18 protein-coding genes are annotated in these 18,767 nt (G+C 42.1%); 10 read left to right on the forward strand and 8 right to left on the reverse strand.

The genetic code is table 11. The features are described from left to right. Positions 1-40: 40 nt before the first annotated feature. Positions 41-1,903, reverse strand: coding sequence for a M56 family metallopeptidase (locus ACEN9X_RS23660; RefSeq protein WP_413667475.1), 1,863 nt, complete (start codon positions 1,901-1,903; stop codon positions 41-43). An 11-nt stretch (positions 1,904-1,914) separates the two neighbouring features. Further along, positions 1,915-2,271: a BlaI/MecI/CopY family transcriptional regulator gene (locus ACEN9X_RS23665; protein WP_413667476.1), complete on the reverse strand. Its 357-nt coding sequence runs from the start codon at positions 2,269-2,271 to the stop codon at positions 1,915-1,917. Positions 2,272-2,914: 643 nt separating this feature from the next. Between ACEN9X_RS23665 and ACEN9X_RS23670 the strand changes: the two genes are divergently transcribed. From ACEN9X_RS23670 to accC, 6 genes are all read left to right on the forward strand, one after another. Further along, positions 2,915-4,498: an FAD-dependent oxidoreductase gene (locus ACEN9X_RS23670; protein ID WP_413667477.1), complete on the forward strand. Its 1,584-nt coding sequence runs from the start codon at positions 2,915-2,917 to the stop codon at positions 4,496-4,498. A 31-nt stretch (positions 4,499-4,529) separates the two neighbouring features. Next, positions 4,530-5,696 carry a pyridoxal phosphate-dependent aminotransferase gene (locus ACEN9X_RS23675; protein ID WP_413667478.1) on the forward strand — a complete coding sequence of 389 codons (1,167 nt, stop codon included), beginning with the start codon at positions 4,530-4,532 and terminating at the stop codon, positions 5,694-5,696. A gap of 100 nt (positions 5,697-5,796) precedes the next feature. Continuing rightward, the gene (locus ACEN9X_RS23680; RefSeq protein WP_413667479.1) at positions 5,797-6,789 is read left to right on the forward strand and encodes a Hint domain-containing protein; all 993 of its coding nucleotides are present in this window, start codon (positions 5,797-5,799) and stop codon (positions 6,787-6,789) included. Positions 6,790-6,928: 139 nt separating this feature from the next. Next, on the forward strand, positions 6,929-7,771 hold the full coding sequence (locus ACEN9X_RS23685; protein WP_413667480.1) for an SDR family oxidoreductase: 843 nt from the start codon (positions 6,929-6,931) through the stop codon (positions 7,769-7,771). Positions 7,772-7,886: 115 nt separating this feature from the next. Continuing rightward, positions 7,887-8,384 carry a c-type cytochrome gene (locus tag ACEN9X_RS23690; RefSeq protein WP_413667481.1) on the forward strand — a complete coding sequence of 166 codons (498 nt, stop codon included), beginning with the start codon at positions 7,887-7,889 and terminating at the stop codon, positions 8,382-8,384. Positions 8,385-8,971: 587 nt separating this feature from the next. Further along, positions 8,972-10,456 carry an acetyl-CoA carboxylase biotin carboxylase subunit gene (gene accC / locus ACEN9X_RS23695; protein WP_413667482.1) on the forward strand — a complete coding sequence of 495 codons (1,485 nt, stop codon included), beginning with the start codon at positions 8,972-8,974 and terminating at the stop codon, positions 10,454-10,456. On the opposite strand, the gene ACEN9X_RS23700 is transcribed toward accC, so the two are convergent. Continuing rightward, positions 10,453-10,914, reverse strand: coding sequence for an NUDIX domain-containing protein (locus tag ACEN9X_RS23700; RefSeq protein WP_413667483.1), 462 nt, complete (start codon positions 10,912-10,914; stop codon positions 10,453-10,455). The two genes, accC and ACEN9X_RS23700, sit on opposite strands and share 4 nt — an antisense overlap. 89 nt (positions 10,915-11,003) lie before the next feature. Between ACEN9X_RS23700 and ACEN9X_RS23705 the strand changes: the two genes are divergently transcribed. Continuing rightward, positions 11,004-11,501 carry an SRPBCC family protein gene (locus ACEN9X_RS23705; protein ID WP_413667484.1) on the forward strand — a complete coding sequence of 166 codons (498 nt, stop codon included), beginning with the start codon at positions 11,004-11,006 and terminating at the stop codon, positions 11,499-11,501. Between the two features lie 85 nt (positions 11,502-11,586). Continuing rightward, complete coding sequence (locus ACEN9X_RS23710; protein ID WP_413667485.1) at positions 11,587-12,171, forward strand: riboflavin synthase; 585 nt, start codon at positions 11,587-11,589, stop codon at positions 12,169-12,171. On the opposite strand, the gene ACEN9X_RS23715 is transcribed toward ACEN9X_RS23710, so the two are convergent. Continuing rightward, the gene (locus tag ACEN9X_RS23715) at positions 12,168-13,310 is read right to left on the reverse strand and encodes a hypothetical protein (protein ID WP_413667486.1); all 1,143 of its coding nucleotides are present in this window, start codon (positions 13,308-13,310) and stop codon (positions 12,168-12,170) included. The genes ACEN9X_RS23710 and ACEN9X_RS23715 overlap by 4 nt on opposite strands. 111 nt (positions 13,311-13,421) lie before the next feature. Between ACEN9X_RS23715 and ACEN9X_RS23720 the strand changes: the two genes are divergently transcribed. Then, positions 13,422-13,709: a hypothetical protein gene (locus ACEN9X_RS23720; RefSeq protein WP_330860125.1), complete on the forward strand. Its 288-nt coding sequence runs from the start codon at positions 13,422-13,424 to the stop codon at positions 13,707-13,709. A 58-nt stretch (positions 13,710-13,767) separates the two neighbouring features. Here ACEN9X_RS23720 and ACEN9X_RS23725 read toward each other — a convergent pair whose 3' ends face one another. From ACEN9X_RS23725 to hscA, 4 genes are read right to left on the reverse strand one after another with little or no spacing between them, the layout of a single operon-like run. Beyond that, positions 13,768-13,899 (reverse strand): hypothetical protein, encoded by a 132-nt coding sequence (locus ACEN9X_RS23725; RefSeq protein ID WP_330860124.1) that lies wholly within the window; start codon positions 13,897-13,899, stop codon positions 13,768-13,770. Between the two features lie 50 nt (positions 13,900-13,949). Next, positions 13,950-14,654 (reverse strand): hypothetical protein, encoded by a 705-nt coding sequence (locus tag ACEN9X_RS23730; RefSeq protein WP_413667487.1) that lies wholly within the window; start codon positions 14,652-14,654, stop codon positions 13,950-13,952. 57 nt (positions 14,655-14,711) lie between these two features. After that, positions 14,712-15,704, reverse strand: a complete 993-nt coding sequence (locus tag ACEN9X_RS23735; protein WP_413667488.1) for a hypothetical protein — start codon at positions 15,702-15,704, stop codon at positions 14,712-14,714. A 37-nt stretch (positions 15,705-15,741) separates the two neighbouring features. Next, positions 15,742-17,598 carry a Fe-S protein assembly chaperone HscA gene (gene hscA, locus ACEN9X_RS23740; protein WP_413667489.1) on the reverse strand — a complete coding sequence of 619 codons (1,857 nt, stop codon included), beginning with the start codon at positions 17,596-17,598 and terminating at the stop codon, positions 15,742-15,744. 151 nt (positions 17,599-17,749) lie between these two features. Here hscA and ACEN9X_RS23745 point away from each other — a divergent pair, with 151 nt between their 5' ends. Then, entirely contained in the window at positions 17,750-18,700 is a 951-nt protein-coding gene (locus tag ACEN9X_RS23745) for an aldo/keto reductase (protein WP_413667490.1), read from the forward strand. Positions 18,701-18,767 lie beyond the last annotated feature (67 nt).

Below are 18,767 nucleotides of genomic sequence, written 5' to 3' on the forward strand. Positions count from 1 at the left end.
TAAAACTACTCACCTAATCTAACTTAATCAACCAATTACGTTACTTTTTACGGGTACCTATTACAACTACACCGTCTTTAGCTTTATCGCCATATTTTTTTGTGGCATCGTCGCCTTTGAGTATAGAAATACTCTCTATTTTGTCCGAACCGAGTTTTTTCAGTGCATCCATGGTGCTATTTTTGCCATCTATTACAACCAGTGGGTCTTTGTCGCCATTGGTTACAATGCTCATTCCGTTCACTTTTATTGCCTTAACGTTTGCTTTTTTACCGTACCCGGTAACAATAACATCACCGCCTTGAGCTACTATGGCATCATCGTCAGATTTGATGCTGTATGAAAGAGCTGTAGGTTTTGCTTTTACACCGTTAATAGTTATTGTACTGTTGCTGCTGCCAGTTGCCGAACTGCTTACACCTTTCACTACAACAAGGCTTTTAACATGTTTTACATCAACACTTTTACTAACTGGACCAACAGCCACTACATTAATATTGTCATCGTCATTTAGCACAGTATAGCCACTTAGGTTTGTGCTAACCTTTTTTAAAGTAATATTTGGTACACTTTTTTCGAGTTCTTCTTTGTTGGGAGCGTCTTTAGTAATTATATAAGCTACTTTAATCGGTTTGCCCTCTTCAATCTTAGCAAATTTCCGCGCATTGTCTCCTGTAAGTATATACATGTTCTCGATCTTTGTCGGATCGATGGTTTTACCGGCAGATACCGCGCCATTTACTACAAATACCAATGAATCTCTTTTAATGTCGCTTATTATTCTGATCTTTTTGATAGTATCATTTGGAGCGGTTAATGGGGCGGCAGGCGCAAGCGCACTTAATGCGACTTTGGGAAGTGCCACCGGAGCAGCAGTAATTGCAGCTTTAGTTGCCCTTGCTTTTGACACCGATTTTGAAGCTTTGGCGGGTTTGGTATCCTGTTTAATAACCTCGTCCGGGTTAATGTTAATGATCCTGGCCAGAGGTTGTACCGCGTTGGCAAGGGTAATCCTCACAGGTTTGGCAAAATCAGCTTTTGAAATGCTGAATACCAGTAACAAGGCCATAACGGCCGGCACTACAAAAGCGTAGCGCGTGAGGTTAAGTTTCGACGATCTTTTCGCGTTCATCATGATTATCCGTTTTTTTATAGTTGAAATATTGAAATGGTTTACAATGCCGGGTTGGGTATTATTAAAACTTACGTTTACTAAACTGTATTGGTAAGTTTTACTGTCTACACCATTTTTCAGGATCTTACGATCGGTAATAAACTCAATGTTTTCCCTTACGGCCCTTTTGATAAGCCAGATGCCAGGGTTAAACCAGTAAAAAATACTGCTCAGTTCGGCTAACAGAATATCTGCGGTGTGCCATTGGTTCACGTGCACCTGCTCATGCAGCAGGATAGATTTAAGGTCGGCTGGTTCATGTTTAGCGGGGTTTACATAAATACTTCGCCAAAAGGAAAATGGCGCGGCATCTTTGTCCATTACCCTAACCAAATGTTCGCCTATGTATTGAGGTTTGGAGTTTTTATACAATCGTAACAGGGATAAAAGCTGTAAGGCCAGGCGAATGAGCAGCAGGCCGGCCCCTGTCCAGAAAATAATGCCCAGCCAATACCAGTAATCAAATGTTTGAACCGGTTGGCTTGTCAGTTGTACGTGCGATTGCCAGTTGATGGCAATCTGCTCCATAGGTTTGGCCAGTTCTTCGTGCCGCTGTACAAAGGCCGAAAAATTGATCTGCGGATAGATGCTTGCAAACAGGATAGCCGCAAGCAAATAGATCCGGTTAAGTGTATAAAAAGTGAGGGGCCTCAGCACCAGGTAATAGCCCGCGCAAAACAACAACAGGGCTATGTTTACTTTTAATAAAAAAACAAATGTTGCCGGCATCATCGTAAGGTTTATTGTTTTTCAATGAGTTTAATGATCTCTTTCAGGTCGGTGGCGCTGATTTTTTTTTCATTGGCGAAAAACGTTACCAGGTCTTTATAAGAGTTTTGAAAATAGTTGCTCACAAAACCACTCATAAAGCGCTTTTTATATTCCTCTTCCTGTATCACAGGCAGGTAGCGGAAGGAGTTACCCATTTTTTCGCTTTTCAAAAATCCTTTGCGCTCCAGGTTTTTTATGGTAGAGGCAAGGGTAGTGTAAGGGGGCTTTGGTTCGGCCAGTTGATCTAAAAAATCCTTGATAAATCCCGGGCCCGATTGCCACACCGCCTGCATTGCTTCTTCCTCTTGTTGCGATAATTTTTCCATTGTATTTACGATTGTTTCGTAAATCTACGAATTATTCGTAGTAAAGCAAATTTATTTTCACTTTTTAACAGAATTTAACGTTTGGTGGTAGAGATTAGTGGTTGGAGATCAGAGGTTAGGTTGTAAGAAAACTAATCTCCATTCTCTAATCACTAACCTCTGTCCTTGCGTTAGGGATAGGAGCGGGTACCGGCCAATGAGCGTAATGCCTGCAGGCGTATGAGCGGATAGCCCGGCCGCAGGCAACGCCCATAATCTGAACCGTTGACGTGAATGATTGCGTTGATTGCGTTGATTTTTGCCTGAACCGCGATTAAACGGGTGAAAGAATTTATAGGATTTGAATTGCATCCTTTAATTAACTTCACATTCAAAAAATCCCTATTCATACAAGTAACTGGTCAATAATTCTATCACTAATGTCCATCAACCCATTGGCCAAGCCAGCACAATCGTTCTCGACAAAACCAACCTCTAATTAATAACTGAGCTTAACCATATCTTAACGCAAATCCATTAGCTACCAAACCAACCCTGTTAATTTCATAAAAACCTTAACAAAAGTTGTTTTAAGCTTAACATAGAAACAAACAAAAAACTATATTTAAAGCAGAGTTGATTGTAAAACATAAATACGCGCTTATTGAAAACTATTACCCGCAGGGACTTTTTAGGAAAAGGTGCCATGTTGGCTGGCGGGGCTTATCCCGCTATGCTTGCCCTTGGCTTATTAAAACCATCGCCGGCTCATGCCTTTAATCTCGAAGGCAATGGCAAAGGAAAACATATTATTATTTTAGGCGGAGGTTTGGCCGGCATGACCAGTGCCTACGAACTTGGTAAACTCGGCTATCAGTGCACCATTCTGGAGGCGCGGCAGCGCACGGGTGGACGCTGCTTTAGTATCCGTAATGGTACTACCAATACCGAAATTGATAAACCAACAGCTACCGCCCGCTTTGATGCCGGGCAGTATTTTAACGCCGGCCCTTCGCGCATTCCGCACAACCACGAACTTACACTGCATTACTGCAAAGAGCTGGGCGTGCCCATCCAGGTTTATAATAACGTAAACGAGGGGGCATATTATTTTGCTGAAGGCAAAGGGCCTTTATCCAACAAAAAGATAAAGGTTAGGGAGGTGCATAATGACATTCGTGGTTATATGACCGAAATGCTGGCTAAAAGCATTGACCATGGCAGTCTCGACAGTAACTTTACAAAAGAGGATGGCGAAAAGATCATTGAATACCTGCAGGCCGAAGGTGGGCTGGATATTGGTAAGTTATACAAAGCATCGGCGCGCCGTGGTTACGCTGAATCACCGGGGGCAGGGGACAAGCCAGGCAAAATAGCTGATCCGCATAAACTGGCCGACCTGCTGCATTCGGGTTTGATGGACCCCGATTTTTATAACGTGGCCGAATATACCTATGAATTGCAAATGACCATGTTCCAGGCCGTTGGTGGGATGGATCAGATAGCCAAAGCATTGGAGAAGAAGGTGGCTCCATCCATAAAAATGGGCGCGGAGGTTACGGCTATCAATAATATGGCTGAGGGTGTTAAGATAACCTATAAAGATGCCACCGGCGAGCATATATTAAACGGTGACCTGTGTATCTGTACCATCCCGTTGCCGGTTTTGAGTAATATCAGCAATAATTTTAGCAGTGATGTTAGTCGCGCTATCGATTATATCAGCTATAACCAAACAGGTAAGATTGGCCTGCAGTTTAAGCGCCGTTTTTGGGAGGAGGATGAGCATATTTACGGTGGTATAACGCACACTAACAATGATTTAACGCAGATTTTTTATCCATCCTATGATTATTTAGGAAAAAAAGGTATCTTGATTGGATATTACAATTTTAACGAAAAAGCGCAGAAGATAGGCGCTTTAAGCTACGCCGAGAGGGAGAAGTTCGCACTGGAAAAAGGCAGGCTCGTCCACCCGCAATATGACAAGGAGTTTGAAAGCTCGTTTTCGGTAAGCTGGCATAAAACCAAATATAATTTAGGCGGATGGGCGGTGTATACCACCGAAACCCGTAAAACACAATACCCGGTACTGTTAAAGCCCGATAAGCAGGTATATTTTGCAGGTGAGCATTTAACATACCTGAATGCCTGGATGGCCGGGGCATTTGAATCGGCCAGGAGTACGGTTGCCGCTGTACATGCCAGGGTTACTAACCAGCGCACCCAATATCCGGTTCAGAAATAATATCAACGTAAAAGCATTAAATACCACCACCATGTCAAGTACAATTAACCGCAGAAACTGGATCAAATCCAGCGCATTTATGGCCGGGGGACTGGCCTTTTTTTCAGGAACAATTGGTAAGCTGGCAGCCATGCCGGCCCGTGTATTTAAACCATTAAGCAGGGCATTAACCGATCAGGAGGCTGTTACTAATGCAGGCTTTGAATTAAAGGCAAGGTTGCTGGCCAATGAAAATCCTTTCGGTCCGTCGCCGGCTGCAAAAAAGGCTATACAGGACGCTATTGATAAAAGCTATCAATACCCGTTCATGACCCAGGGTACCTTATACAATAAAATAGCCCAGTATGAGGGCATCAACTACAATAATATCCTGATGGAGTCGGGCTCGTCACCATTATTACTCGCGGCAGCTATACATTACAGCAAAGGCGGGAAAAGCATTATTACCGGCGATCCTTCATATGACGACCTGCCATCGCACGCGCAGCAGCTGGAAGGGAAGTGGATCAAAGTACCCCTTACGGCCGATTACAAGCTTGATCTGGATGCCATGGAGGCCAAGATTGATGATAATACCGGGCTTGTATATATATGTAACCCTAACAATCCAACGGCTACGATATTAGATACGGCTAAGCTTAAAGCTTTTTGCGAACGTGTGTCAAAAAAAACAACCGTATTTGTTGATGAGGCCTACATCGATTACCTGCCCGACCCACAGGCCAGTACGATGATCAGCACTGTGAAAGCCGGAAACAACGTTATTGTTGCCCGTACTTTTTCAAAGTTGTATGGCTTTGCCGGTTTGCGTTGCGGCTACGTAATTGCCCAGCCCGATACGATTAAAACGTTGTCGATGTATACAACAGGCTTTTCGCTTGCCGCAACCACTATTGCAGGCGCAATTGCGGCGTATCGCGAAGAAGAGTTTTTAAAGGACGCTCTCCAAAAAACAAACGCTTCCAAAGAATACCTGTATTCGGTACTAAAAAAAGAAGGTTATGAATACATCCCATCATCGGCAAACTTTGTAATGTTCCCGCTAAAAATGGACGGTAAAAAATTTGTCAGTGAAATGATGAAGCGCGGTGTAGGTGTCCGTAACTGGCAATTTAATGGCAAGGACTGGTGCCGCGTGAGCATCGGTCGTATGGACGAAATGGAAGCCTTTGCCGATGCGTTTAAACAGTTGTCTTAAGTGATTAGAGGTTGGAGATTAGTTGGAAAAGCAAAATCTAATCTCTAATCTCCAATCTCTAAAACAACCAACCTCTAATCTCTAACCTCCAATCTCTAAAATGAGAAAACTCACATTAACACTACTACTAACTTCATCTCTTTATTTTGCCCAGGCGCAAACAGTAAACCCTCGTCCGCTTACTATGGATGAGTATAAAAAGGCACAATCATTCACGATTGCCAACCTGGATAATGACACTTACGTTAAATTTGAAAATACATATGTGCTTGACAGGTATGAAAGCCGTAAACCCTATTTCATAACCGGATCTGACGGGTTAAAAAAACGCATCGACCTGTATAAACTGATGGCCAAAGAAGGTATGCAGGAAATAGGCCTGATGGTATTTTATACCAACGAAAAGGGCAAACTTTACAAAGCCCTGGTACCTGATTTTACAGCCGATGCCAAGGTTTGGGAACAATATTTTCAGGATATTGATAATATCAACAAAGTAGAGCAAAACTTTATCCTAAAACTATCTTATGTACTGTCGAAAGAAGTTAGTTTTCAGCAATATAAAGTACTTAACGGCGGTAAGGACCTGAAAGAGGAAGCTGCTACTTATGGTAATGATATCTGTTTTCCGGGCGAAGAACTGGTAACTATGGCTAACGGCGATAAAAAGATGCTGAAAGCTGTAAAGAGCGGAGATGAGGTAATTTCTGTTGATCCTGCTACTAAAAAGAACATGATAGTTAAGGTGAAAGAACTCACTACTCACGAAGCAAAAAACTACGCGATTACTCAACTGGTGTTGGTATCAGCTCAAACAAAAACTACAACACAGGGGAAAGAGGTTAAATTGAATAGCAAAGTTCTGCAGGCAACTCCCAATCACCCTATGTTAACCAAACAGGGCAATGTCAAAATAGGAGAGGTGGCAACCGGACAGGAAGTGCTTTGCCTCAATGAACAAACAGGTAAATACGAAGCTTTCACCGTGCTGCAAAAAACAGAACATGCAGGCGGCGTACAAAAAGTGTATAATATTGTTGCCGATGGTGGCAGTACGCTGCTCATGAATGGTGTAATGGTGATGCAGAAGTAATCTGCCTCATGATCTGCAATTCTAAAACTTCGTAAGTTTGGGTGAGGGCATCAATCCCAGGGTAAAAATACCATTACCCGGCCGCATAGGGCAAGTAAATGACTATCTTGTCCGTTCAAAATTATCTGCATCAACACTTATGCCTATAAAAACAACGGTTATTACCGGGGCTACCTCCGGCATTGGTAAAGCAACGGCAATAGCCCTTGCCGGGCAGGATCATGCGGTTTACCTGCTGGTTCGTAATATCATCAGGGGTGAGGCTGTTAAACAGGAAATCATTAGCCAGACCGGCAATAAGCATATCTATGTAATTAAATGTGATCTCGCCGATCTGCAAAGTGTTCGTGAAGCTGCAGCTGAGCTTTCATACAAGTTGATGTCGGTTAACACACTTATTAATAATGCAGGCGCCGGTTTTAGTGAGAGACAGGTAAGTAAGGATGGGTTTGAAATGACTTTCGCTACCAACCATCTCGGTCACTTTTTATTAACTACGAGCTTGATGCCATTGCTTGAGCGTGGGCAGGCGCGCATTATCAATGTGAGCTCCGAGGGGCATAAATTAGGGAAACCCAATTTCGACGATTTGCAATCGGTACAAGGATATTCGGCTGTTAAAGCTTACGGTATGGCCAAACTTTTTAACGTTTATTTTGCCCGGTCACTCGCACAAAAGTTTGGCAACAATGGGGTACTGGCATTCTCTCTCCATCCAGGTGCCGTGAACAGCGGCTTTGCCGATAAGCTTAAAGGGTTTGAAAAAATATTCATGAAGCTGGCCCGGCCGTTTATGATCACACCTGAACGGGGCGCAGAAACATCCATCTACCTGGCAACTGCATCTCAATTGGATAAATTTAATGGTAGCTATTTTAAAAAGAAGAGGGTTGCTAAAACGGCTGGAATAGTACAGGATGCTATAGCACAGGAAAAGCTCTGGCAGATAAGTGAGAAACTAATCAGTAAATCAATTGCTTAAAATTTGTGCAAAGGTTTGTAACTATGAATTTACCGTGAATAATTCAATCATTTGCTTGAAAATGTTGCAACATTAAAATCAATAAGTTAATTTAGATGACTTAAACATGACAATTATGCCTGTTAACAAAAAATTATTAGTTACACTCGGTCTGCTATCCATAGTAGTGTTTGGCGCCATGACCACCAGTAAGCCACAGGACGAAGGTTTTAAAAATCTTAAAGTATTGCCTAAAAAGATTTCTGGCGAAAACCTGCATAAGGTAATGGAAGATTGGTCGCATTCTTTGGGCGTGCATTGCAATTTTTGCCATGCCCGTAATGAGGAAACTAAAAAGATGGATTGGACAAGCGATGCCAAACCAGAAAAGGAAATGGCTCGTGATATGTATAAAATGATGAACAAAATTAACCAGAAATATTTTCATGCTAAAAAAGACTCATTGGGCATGATTATGCAGAGCGGAGTTAATTGCAATACCTGTCACCGTGGTACAGCCCATCCTGAAGTGATGGTACCAGACGGAAAAGGCCCGGGTGGCCCAGGAATGGCCCCTGGTCCAGGGGGACAGCCAGGTCCGCCGCCGGGTGCACCTGCGCCAACTAAACCATAATTGAAATCATATTATCTATAAAACAAAAATGCCTTTGGTTTTGCCAAAGGCATTTTTATTTTATGCCTGCTTTGTATGCAAGTTACTTTAGGTAATGATTAAAGAAAGTATGAGTTATTTAATTAACCGTCGATCGCGTATTCTTTTTAGGAATAATTTTAAGCCGAGTTCATGAAAAATTCATTCATTGTAACTATTTTTATACAAAATATTAATTTGTTGATTTTATATAAAAACTTTATTTGTTAGTTTATTATAGGTTAATGAATTAATTATTACAACCTTTAATAATTATCATAATTAACAAATGACTGCGGAGTTTCGAATTAAACCACAGGAGACGGCTAATACTACAACAAGTTCCAGCGAATTAATGTGCCGGAATTGTAAAACCCGTTTAAGCCGTGTTAAGCGGAGCGCATTTGCTAAATTTTTCCTGTTTGGCTTACCTTTCAAAAAATACATCTGTTATAAATGTTCTCGTAAAACCTACAGGTGGGTTTCTAAATAACATTTAATATTTCATGCCGCTTTTATAAGCATCTGGCATATGATAAGTTTTTGGATAAATCAATTACATTTGTTTTATGCAGAAAATATTGGTTGCCAACCGGGGCGAAATTGCCTTGCGGATTATGCGCTCTGCGCGCGAAATGGGTATTAAAACCGTTGCTGTATATTCGGACGCGGATAGAGACGCTTTACATGTGCGCTATGCCGATGAAGCTATAAACATTGGAGAAGCTCCTTCCAGTCAATCTTATCTTGTTGGTGAAAAGATCATAATTGCCTGTAAGCAAACCGGTGCGGAAGGGATTCACCCCGGATATGGCTTTTTAAGCGAAAATGCCGGTTTTGCCCGGTTGGTAAGAGATTCGGGGCTTATTCTTATCGGTCCTTCGCCGGAGGCTATGGAGGTGATGGGTAACAAGCTATCTGCTAAAAATGCGGCGCTTAGATACAATATCCCGATGGTGCCCGGAACCGAAGAGGCAATTACCGATATTAATGAAGCCAAACAGCGGGCTATTGAAGTGGGCTTCCCCATATTGATCAAGGCAGCTGCAGGTGGTGGCGGTAAAGGGATGCGTATTGTTGAAAGTGCCGGGGACTTTGAAGAACAGATGCAGTTGGCGGTTTCTGAAGCTACATCAGCCTTTGGTGATGGTTCCGTTTTCATTGAGCGCTATGTTTCATCCCCCAAACACATCGAAATCCAGGTACTTGGCGATACACATGGTAATATTGTGCACCTGTTTGAGCGCGATTGTTCGGTACAGCGCCGGCATCAAAAAGTAATTGAAGAGGCGCCGTCATCAATATTAACGCCCGAAATAAGAGAAAAGATGGGGCGTTGTGCGGTTGATGTGGCCCGCTCTGTTAACTATACCGGTGCCGGTACGGTTGAGTTTATCATGGATGAGGCGCTGAATTTTTATTTCCTGGAGATGAACACGCGGTTGCAGGTTGAACACCCGGTAACTGAAATGATAACCGGTATTGACCTGGTGAAAGAGCAAATTAAAATAGCGAGAGGCGAGGCTATCAGCTTTAAGCAGGAGGATTTAACGATTCGCGGTCACGCGGTCGAACTTCGTGTTTATGCCGAAGACCCTGCTAATAATTTTTTGCCGGATATCGGCACGCTGCAAACATACATCACACCCAAGGGCCCCGGTGTGAGGGTCGACGATGGCTTTGAGCAAGGTATGGAAATTCCAATTTATTACGACCCGATGATAGCCAAACTCATAACTTATGCCGATACACGTGCCGAAGCCATTGACCGCATGATAAGGGCTATTGACGAATATCAAATCACCGGTATTACAACTACGCTTGGTTTCGGGCGTTTTGTGATGGAACATGAGGCCTTTACTTCGGGCAATTTTGATACGCACTTTGTAAAAAAATATTTTGCCCCCGAAGAACTGCAGGAAAGCCACGAGGATGAGGCAATAATAGCTGCAATGGTAATGGAACAGCTCTTGAGCAAAAAGAAGGTTTCCATTGCCGCACAGTCGGAGATTGTTGAAGCCAGCAACTGGATTAAAAACAGGAAGCAGGTTTAATAATTATCCATCGCAGCCAGTTCGTCTATAAAAGTTACCTGCGCCGGGTTAATCTTTCTTTTTGCTGTCGCGATATCAAACCATTCGCCGCGGTCAATTTCATCAAAAGTTTGTTTTTTGCCTGAACGCGGCGGCCATTCCATTTCAAATGTATTGCTTTTGATGGCTTTCGGATCGATATTGCCCTCTACTGCCCAGGCCAATACTGTTTTACCTCCTTTTTGTTTGACAGATCTCAATGCTGTAAAACTCCCTGTTATTTCATGTCCGGTTTCTTCCTGAAACTCACGTTTGGCTGCTGCGAGCGGGTCTTCATCCGCTTCGTATTCACCTTTGGGTACCGACCAAGAGGCATCGTCTTTGTTTTTAAAGAAAGGGCCGCCCGGATGTACAAGAAATAACTGTAAACCCTGAGATGTCTTACGGTATAATAAGATCCCGGCACTTTGCTTTGGCATGTTTAAGATTTAAAGGCAAGTTAATGAAAGCCTTAATTATAATTGTTATTTTTGGTTACAAACACCCAAAACCGATATACAATTTTATTATGGCAGACGACAGATGGAGCAAATTTAAAGTAACAGCTGATGTTGACACAGATGTGCGCAGTATGTATGAAGCCTGGGCTACTCCCGAAGGCCTGGAAACCTGGTTTTTGCGTAAGGCCGATTTCTTTGCCATAGCCGGCCGTCAGCGCGAACAGCAGGAATTTATTAAGAAGGAGGATACTTATACCTGGTATTGGCATGGATATGACGATACTACGGTTGAGAACGGGCAGGTATTAGAGGCCAACGGAAGTGATTTTGTTAAGTTTACATTTACCGGCGGCAGTATTGTAAGTGTTTCCATAACCTGCAAATTAGGTGTTGTTATTGTTGAACTGGTACAGGAAAATATCCCTGAAGAAGCCGATCCTGAAAAAAACCTTTATGTACAATGCCAGCTTGGCTGGACATTTTATCTGGCTAACCTGAAATCAATATTGGAAGGTGGCAAAGATCTCCGCAATAAGCGTAAGGATCTGTTCTCAAGTTTCAAATAATTTCATTTACTGCTGACAAACCGTAGTATAAAATGTTATAGCTTTGGTGCCAATCAAAGTAGCCCTTTAACGGGCCAGGAGGCATATGTTTACAGGAATTATAGAAACTTTAGGTAAGATCACCGATCTGCAACAGGAAAAAGGCAACCTCAATATCACTGTTGAATCAGCTATATCGCATGAGCTTAAGATTGACCAATCGGTAGCGCACAATGGCGTTTGCCTTACCGTAGTAGCTTTGGCTGATGGTTTGCATGTAGTGACCGCTATTGAAGAAACCCTGAATAAAACCAATTTATCCCAGCTCAAAGTTGGCGACCCGGTAAACCTGGAGCGTTGTATGCAAATGAATGCCCGGCTTGACGGCCATATTGTGCAGGGGCATGTTGACCAGGTCGCCATTTGTACCGCTTTTAAAGAACTCGACGGTAGCTGGGAGTATACCTTTGAATATGACGCCTCAAGCGGTAATGTAACGGTAGAAAAAGGATCGATCTGCGTAAATGGTATCAGTCTTACTGTAGTTAATTCGCACGCCAACAGCTTTTCTGTAGCTATTATCCCGTATACATTTGAGCATACCAACCTGCACAATGTGCAAGTTGGCAGCCTGGTTAACCTTGAGTTCGATATCATAGGCAAATACGTTGCCCGCTTAATGCAACGCTAAATCCCTAACGACTTAATGCGTTCTTTAGAGTAGGCGATATAAGTTTTTTGTGAATCCTTTGGTTTGTTCGCCAGGTATTTTTTATAGTACTTAATAGCTATTGACTTATTCTTCAGTTCGGTATCATACAGCGTGGCCAGCGCGTAATAAGTGATAGCATCGGGCTTATATAGCAAGCTTTTCTGATATGCTTCAACAGCACTTTTAAGCTGGTGCAGGCGGTCGTACGAATCACCTTTTTCGCTGTAATAGGAGCTTACCCCAGTAGATACGGCCTCCTCAATGGCCTTATTTAAATATACAATAGCTTTAGCATTATTATGTAAAGCTTTGTAGCTCATTGCTGTATAGTAATATGAAGCTTCGGTGCCTGTATTACCATCCTCCAATATTTTGAAGGTTTTGATACAATCCGCATACTGGGTGGTCATGTAATAGGAGGTAGCGAGCATAGATACGATACTGCCGGCCTGTTCACCTGCATCAATTAGTTTTTTGGTAATGGCAACGGCTACCGGGTATCTTTTTAAAGCATACGAAGCCTGGGCTTTCCCCTTCAGCAAAAGCAGGTTTGCTGTATCGGCAACTAAAGCTTTATCAATTATATTTTCGGCATTACCATATAGTTTAAGGTTTATATAAAAAGACGACAGATCATATGCAACATCCGGGTTAAGCGGATTGATTTTGTTGGCTTTTTGCAGGTACACGATACTTCCCTCTATATCGCCTATATTTTGTGATAGGTCTGCCAATTGTTTATATACGTCAAAGTTAGTAGTGTCCTTCAGCAGGATCTTCTTTACATACTGAATCGCTTTTTTGTTATTGCCACGCCTTTTAATGATCTCGCTCATATTGTATAGGTTGGTGAGGCTGGTGGTATCAGTATCGTAAATCCGTTGATAGTAGTTTTCGGCATCAGGCAGGCGTGAGGCCATTTTTGATGTATAGGCCAGTTTCGCCAATACCTTAAGATCCGTAATAGGTTCAGGATATGTTTTTTGGAGATAATCGGCTGCATCGGCAAAACGCTGATTTTGATAATAATCAAGCAAGAGCGAATCATTAGCGGGTTGTTGAGCGTGTAATTGTAATACTGATAAGATAAGGAGTAGGGTTATTAATATATTTTTCATAACTAAATATTTAGTTAAACTAAATTATTAGTTATAGGTGTTAATTCCAAATCTGAAACAATTTTTTATTAAGGTGGTTAGATTTATAATTAATCATTAAAACCACCTATTATGGATAAGTTAAAGAAGTTTGGACTGATGGAAAAAATTGTCCATGAATTGGAAGACCTTAAAAATAGTCAACAAGCTATCATTACCAAATTGACCAAGATAGAAGTTGATAATATTGACCTTGGCGATAAACGCCTGGAACGAGACCTGCCCGATATGCACCAGCGTGTATCCGAAAACCTGGATACCATAGCTGCCATCCTTGAGGACTTTGCCAATCAAACCGCAAGCTATAGTGACAGCAACAATATAGCTGCCCTGAAAGAGCAGGAAGCTTTGGGGAAATAAGTTAAAAATAGAAATCCCCGGGAACGGGGATTTTTATTTTGTCGAATTGACATTCAAATCAAAGATTTTCTCTTCTTTTTTGGAATAGCTTTTCAACGTCTTCATGTTTAACAAAGTCTCCGCCCGCTATTTCATCATCGGCAAGTTCTATTTGCTTATCATAGTCTATTTCTTCTTCCTGATATTCCATACTACCAATATAACAAATAAAGCTATGATAAGCCCTTACTATAACTCCAGTTATTCCTTCTTAGCCCTTTCCGCATTCCGGTTATACCTTTTTATTGCCTGGAGATAATTCTTCCATTGGATGCTTTCAATGGCATCAAGATCATCGCCAATCATTGCTCTTAGATTTTCTTCGTTGTATTGAACAATTGACCCGTTGTTAAGCTGAATGGCAACTATGGATTTGGGGTTGAACATTTTCCCTTCAGGCTCACTTAAAAGTGAGTAGGCGTTGATATGTCCGCTTATAAACTTAAACATCCAACAGCTATCTTTAGCAATGCCCGTATAATAATTTGGTGCCGAAATAATTTCAGCTTGCTTTTTAGTTGACAGAGGTGCTATATTCCGGGCTATTTCAATCGTTTGCTCGGGGTAAATTACCTGCTCCCTGTTTGTATCTGCTTTGGATAATGACTGATCAACAAAGAGCAGATAACTTTTATGGGCATAGGCATCTATATAAATTCTGGATTTAACTTCCTTTTTTGTTCCATTAAGCATGGTTACCAGAAACGTGTATTCAGGATTATTGGTGCTTTTATTGTTATTGCTCCAGAACGACCACATGGCAAATGGTGTTTGATTCTCCATTTGCAGATCCATGTTTTGCCTGTTAAGCGTATTGTTAACAGCCGGCAATCCACTTTGGGCGTGTGAAATACTTGCTAATATAATGAGGAAAAAGGCAGGAATACATTTATGTACAAGTTTCATGGATAAAGCTTAGTCGCGCTAAATCTATGAAACTTGTTTAATCTCAATGTTTAATCTTTACTGGTACTGAATATAAATAGGAGCAGGCTTCAGGCTCAATACCTCTTTAGGGGTAAGCATCCTGTGCGGCTCGTTCTTGATATCGTTTTTGTAGAATAATTTAAAGCCAGTAAACTGAACAGGCTCTTCAGAAATGAAGTATTTGTAAGTGCCTTTTTTAAGTTCCGGGCCGCCCCAGCCATCCATATCCATTACAACCTGTACTTCGGGCTTTAGTTTAATATCCTTATAGTTGGTCACCATACGTTTGGTAAAGCGATGAACCACGAATATTTTTGGTGGCAGGTCATTCTTTTTTACGAGTTTGGCGAGGTAGCCTGTTACATAATTAATATCATCAGCATCAAAAGTGCCAATCCGCTTGCCGGGTACGCTGCCTTCCTTCATAGAAAATTCCGGGTCGATACCTAAATGAACGTTTGGCATCTTCATATACTTCTCCAATAAAGGCAATTCCGTTTGTACCGTACTGAAGCCAACCTGTATATCTAAAAATACAAGCGCGTTGATGCTTTTTGCCCAATTGATCACAGTATCTATCTGGCTAAAGGGCATGCGTAGGTTGTGTAAACCATTACGACCGGCGTCAGCCTGTGCAGTTACACATATATAGTGGAGAGCAGGTACCACGTTGGTAGCGGTATCGGCTTTCTCCCAGTTTTTTACCTCTTCCTTTAATTTATTGAGCATGGTTTTGCGTGGGTATTGACCAAGCACGCCCATGTTTTTAGAATAAAGATTGCCGTAAAACGCTACAATGCGGTTAAATGGTAAGATAGCACCGGGCAGGGGATACTCCTTGGTTTTTACCGGCCAGCGTCCGCTTTTATCGCCGTTGGCCAGTTTTTTCATCAATGAATCGTACGTTAAAGTATCCAGCATTGACGATTTTGCAGACGTATCACGGAAGTGTTTACGGGTTGAAGCACAGGCCGTATTAGTTACGGCAATACAAATAAACAGGGCTAAAGCAGAAATTGTCCTTTTCAAATTTTAAGATTTTTGACTTGATCAGCAATATCTGTGCCTATTCTATACTCTTGCCCTTCATAGCTGTACTTATAGCCTGATCCATCAAGCGTTCCGCAAAAGGCCTTGTAAACTCGTTAACCTCATCAATCGTTTTTAAAATCAGGTCTTTATCACCGCTTGTCAGAGCCTCTTTCAGTTTCTGAACAAGTTTGGTAGTATCAGCAATTTCTGTAACGGAAACATAGTCGGCATTCTTTTGCAGGAAGCGTTCAACAGTATAAACCATTTGCTCGCCTTCTGTACGTGCCTCAATAAGCATACGCTGGCTCACATCATCTTTTGCGTGAGTAATGCTGTCCATCAGCATTTGCTCCACCTGCTCGTCGGTAATGCCGTAAGTTGGTTTTACTTCAACTTCCTGTTTTACGCCCGAACGAAGCTCAATAGCCTGTATAGTAAGGATGCCATCAGCATTCAATAAAAAGTTAATATCAACCTTAGGGAAACCGGCAGGCATAGAAGGGATGCCTTTCAAATCGAACTCGGCCAGTTTACGGTTTTCTTTAATAAGGTCGCGCTCTCCCTGGTAAACAGCAATTTTCATATTTACCTGCCCATCTATTGAGGTGGTATATTGTCTGCCGCCTTTAGTCGGTACTTTGGAATTTCGGGGGATGATCACATCCATCAGGCCGCCCATGGTCTCAATACCTAAGGATAGGGGGGTGACATCAAGCAGTAAAATATCTTTACGGTTACCGGCCAAAATATCGGCCTGTATAGCAGCGCCTAAGGCAACTACTTCATCAGGGTTTACATCATCATGCACTGGTCTGCCGAAAAACTCAGCAACCATACGCTTAACTAATGCTGTACGAGTTGAGCCGCCAACCATGACTACTTCGTCAATCTGATCGATGGTTAGTTTGGCATCTTTAAGTGCGTTTTGGCAACTGGTGATAGTTTGTTGTACCTTGGGTAGTATCAGTTCTTCAAAAGTGGTTCGGTCAAGCGTACACCAAATCTCACCTATTTTATCATTAACCAGGCTTTGATGAGCAAAGGCTTTCTTGGCTTCTTCGGCTTTTAGGCGCAGTTGTTGCGCCAGTTCGGTATTGGCAAATACTTCGGCTTTGTTAAGCTGGTTTTTCTCAATCCAGTAATCAACAATAATGCGGTCAAAATCGTCGCCACCTAAAAAGGTATCGCCATTGGTTGACAGCACTTCGAAAATGCCATTCTGGATCTGCAGTATGGATACATCAAAAGTACCACCACCAAGGTCATAAACAGCAATGGTTTTTGTTTCTTCAGGGTTTAAGCCTATACCATACGCCAAGCTTGCAGCGGTAGGTTCGTTTACTATCCGCAAAACATCAAGTCCGGCAAGTTTACCTGCATCGCGGGTGGCCTGGCGTTGCGAATCGTTGAAATAAGCAGGTACTGTAATTACCGCACGGTTAACCGGGGTTTTAAGGGCATGTTCGGCGCGGGCCTTAAGCTCTTTCAATATCTGGGCCGATAGCTCGATGGGCGTATAAAATTTATCGCCTACTTTGATCTTAACCAGGCTTTCAGTATCGTCGTCAATTACTTTATAGCTAAAAAAGTCTTTGTAGTTTTCAATATCGTGATAACTGCGACCCAGCAAGCGCTTAACCGAAAATATGGTGTTTTGCGGATCAGTTATCAGAAATTCTTTTGCCTCGTTTCCAACCAGTACATCTGCGGTATTGCCAAAATGCACCACAGATGGAACAAGTACACCTTTACCTGCATCATTTATTACCTGCGGATTTTTATCAGGGTTGATAAATGCTACCAGTGAATTGGTGGTGCCAAGATCAATACCTACAATGATTTCTTCTTTTTGTAATGAGCCTGTTGCCAGGTTGATAGAAACTTTAGCCATTATATTAAATTAACAAAGGGCAAATGTACTTAGTTTTAAGTGATGCATTGTCGTTTTTAATTCAGTTTTGTTATAAATAAGCACCAGGTTATTTCATTTTACTGACAAACAAATGCGGCATAGTTCATCTTTTTATAAAAAATAATATCATATGGAAAAGCGTGAATTAGGTAAATCCGAACTATATACTGGGCCATTGGTTTTTGGCGGTAACGTTTTTGGCTGGACAGTTAAAGGCAATGATACCGCCGTTTTACTGGATGCGTTTTTTGACGCCGGTTTTAACACAATTGATACTGCCGATGTATACACCCGCTGGGTTGAAGGCAATAAGGGAGGAGAATCGGAAACGGAGATAGGCAAATGGTTAAAACAAAGCGGTAAGCGTGATCAGGTCATTATTGCTACAAAAGTGGGTTCGGAATTAGATTCGGAAAGAAAGGGCCTGAAAAAGGATTATATTGTCAAAGCTGCTGAAGACTCGTTGAAAAGGCTGCAGACAGATTATATCGACCTGTATCAGACCCATTATGATGACCCTTCAACGCCGGTTGAAGAAACCTTACATGCTTATGATCAGTTAGTGCAGGAAGGTAAAGTTCGTGCTATCGGCACATCCAATATGTCGGTTGAGCGATTGCACGAGTCTTTAAAAGTAAGTGTTGAAAAGGGGCTCATCGCGTACCAAACTTTACAGCCCGAGTATAATCTGTTTGACAGGGAAAAATATGAAACCACCTATGAGCCTTTTTTGAAGGAGAAAAATATAGGTGTAATTAGCTATTTTTCATTAGCCAGCGGCTTTTTAAGCGGTAAATACCGTTCGGAAAGCGACCTGCAGGGGCGCAGCCGGGCACGTTCGGTTAAAAAATATCTTAATGAGCGCGGTTTTAAAATATTGACAGCACTTGATGAGGTTGCTGCTCAATACAACGTAAGCCAGTCGGCAATTGCGTTGGCCTGGTTAATTGCGCGGCCAAGTGTAACGGCGCCTATCGTTAGCGCCACCAATCTTGATCAGCTTAAAGAGTTTGTCACAGCTGCCAATTTGAAGTTGAGCGGGGAAGTTATCGAAACCCTGAATACTGCCAGCGCTTACTAAATATTCTTTTATAATTTAACGGCACGCTTTTCTGTTGAAGGGCGTGCCGTTTGTTTTTAGCAGCCTG

It is taken from the genome of Mucilaginibacter sp. Mucisp86, assembly GCF_047324315.1.
Taxonomy (GTDB): Bacteria; Bacteroidota; Bacteroidia; order Sphingobacteriales; family Sphingobacteriaceae; genus Mucilaginibacter.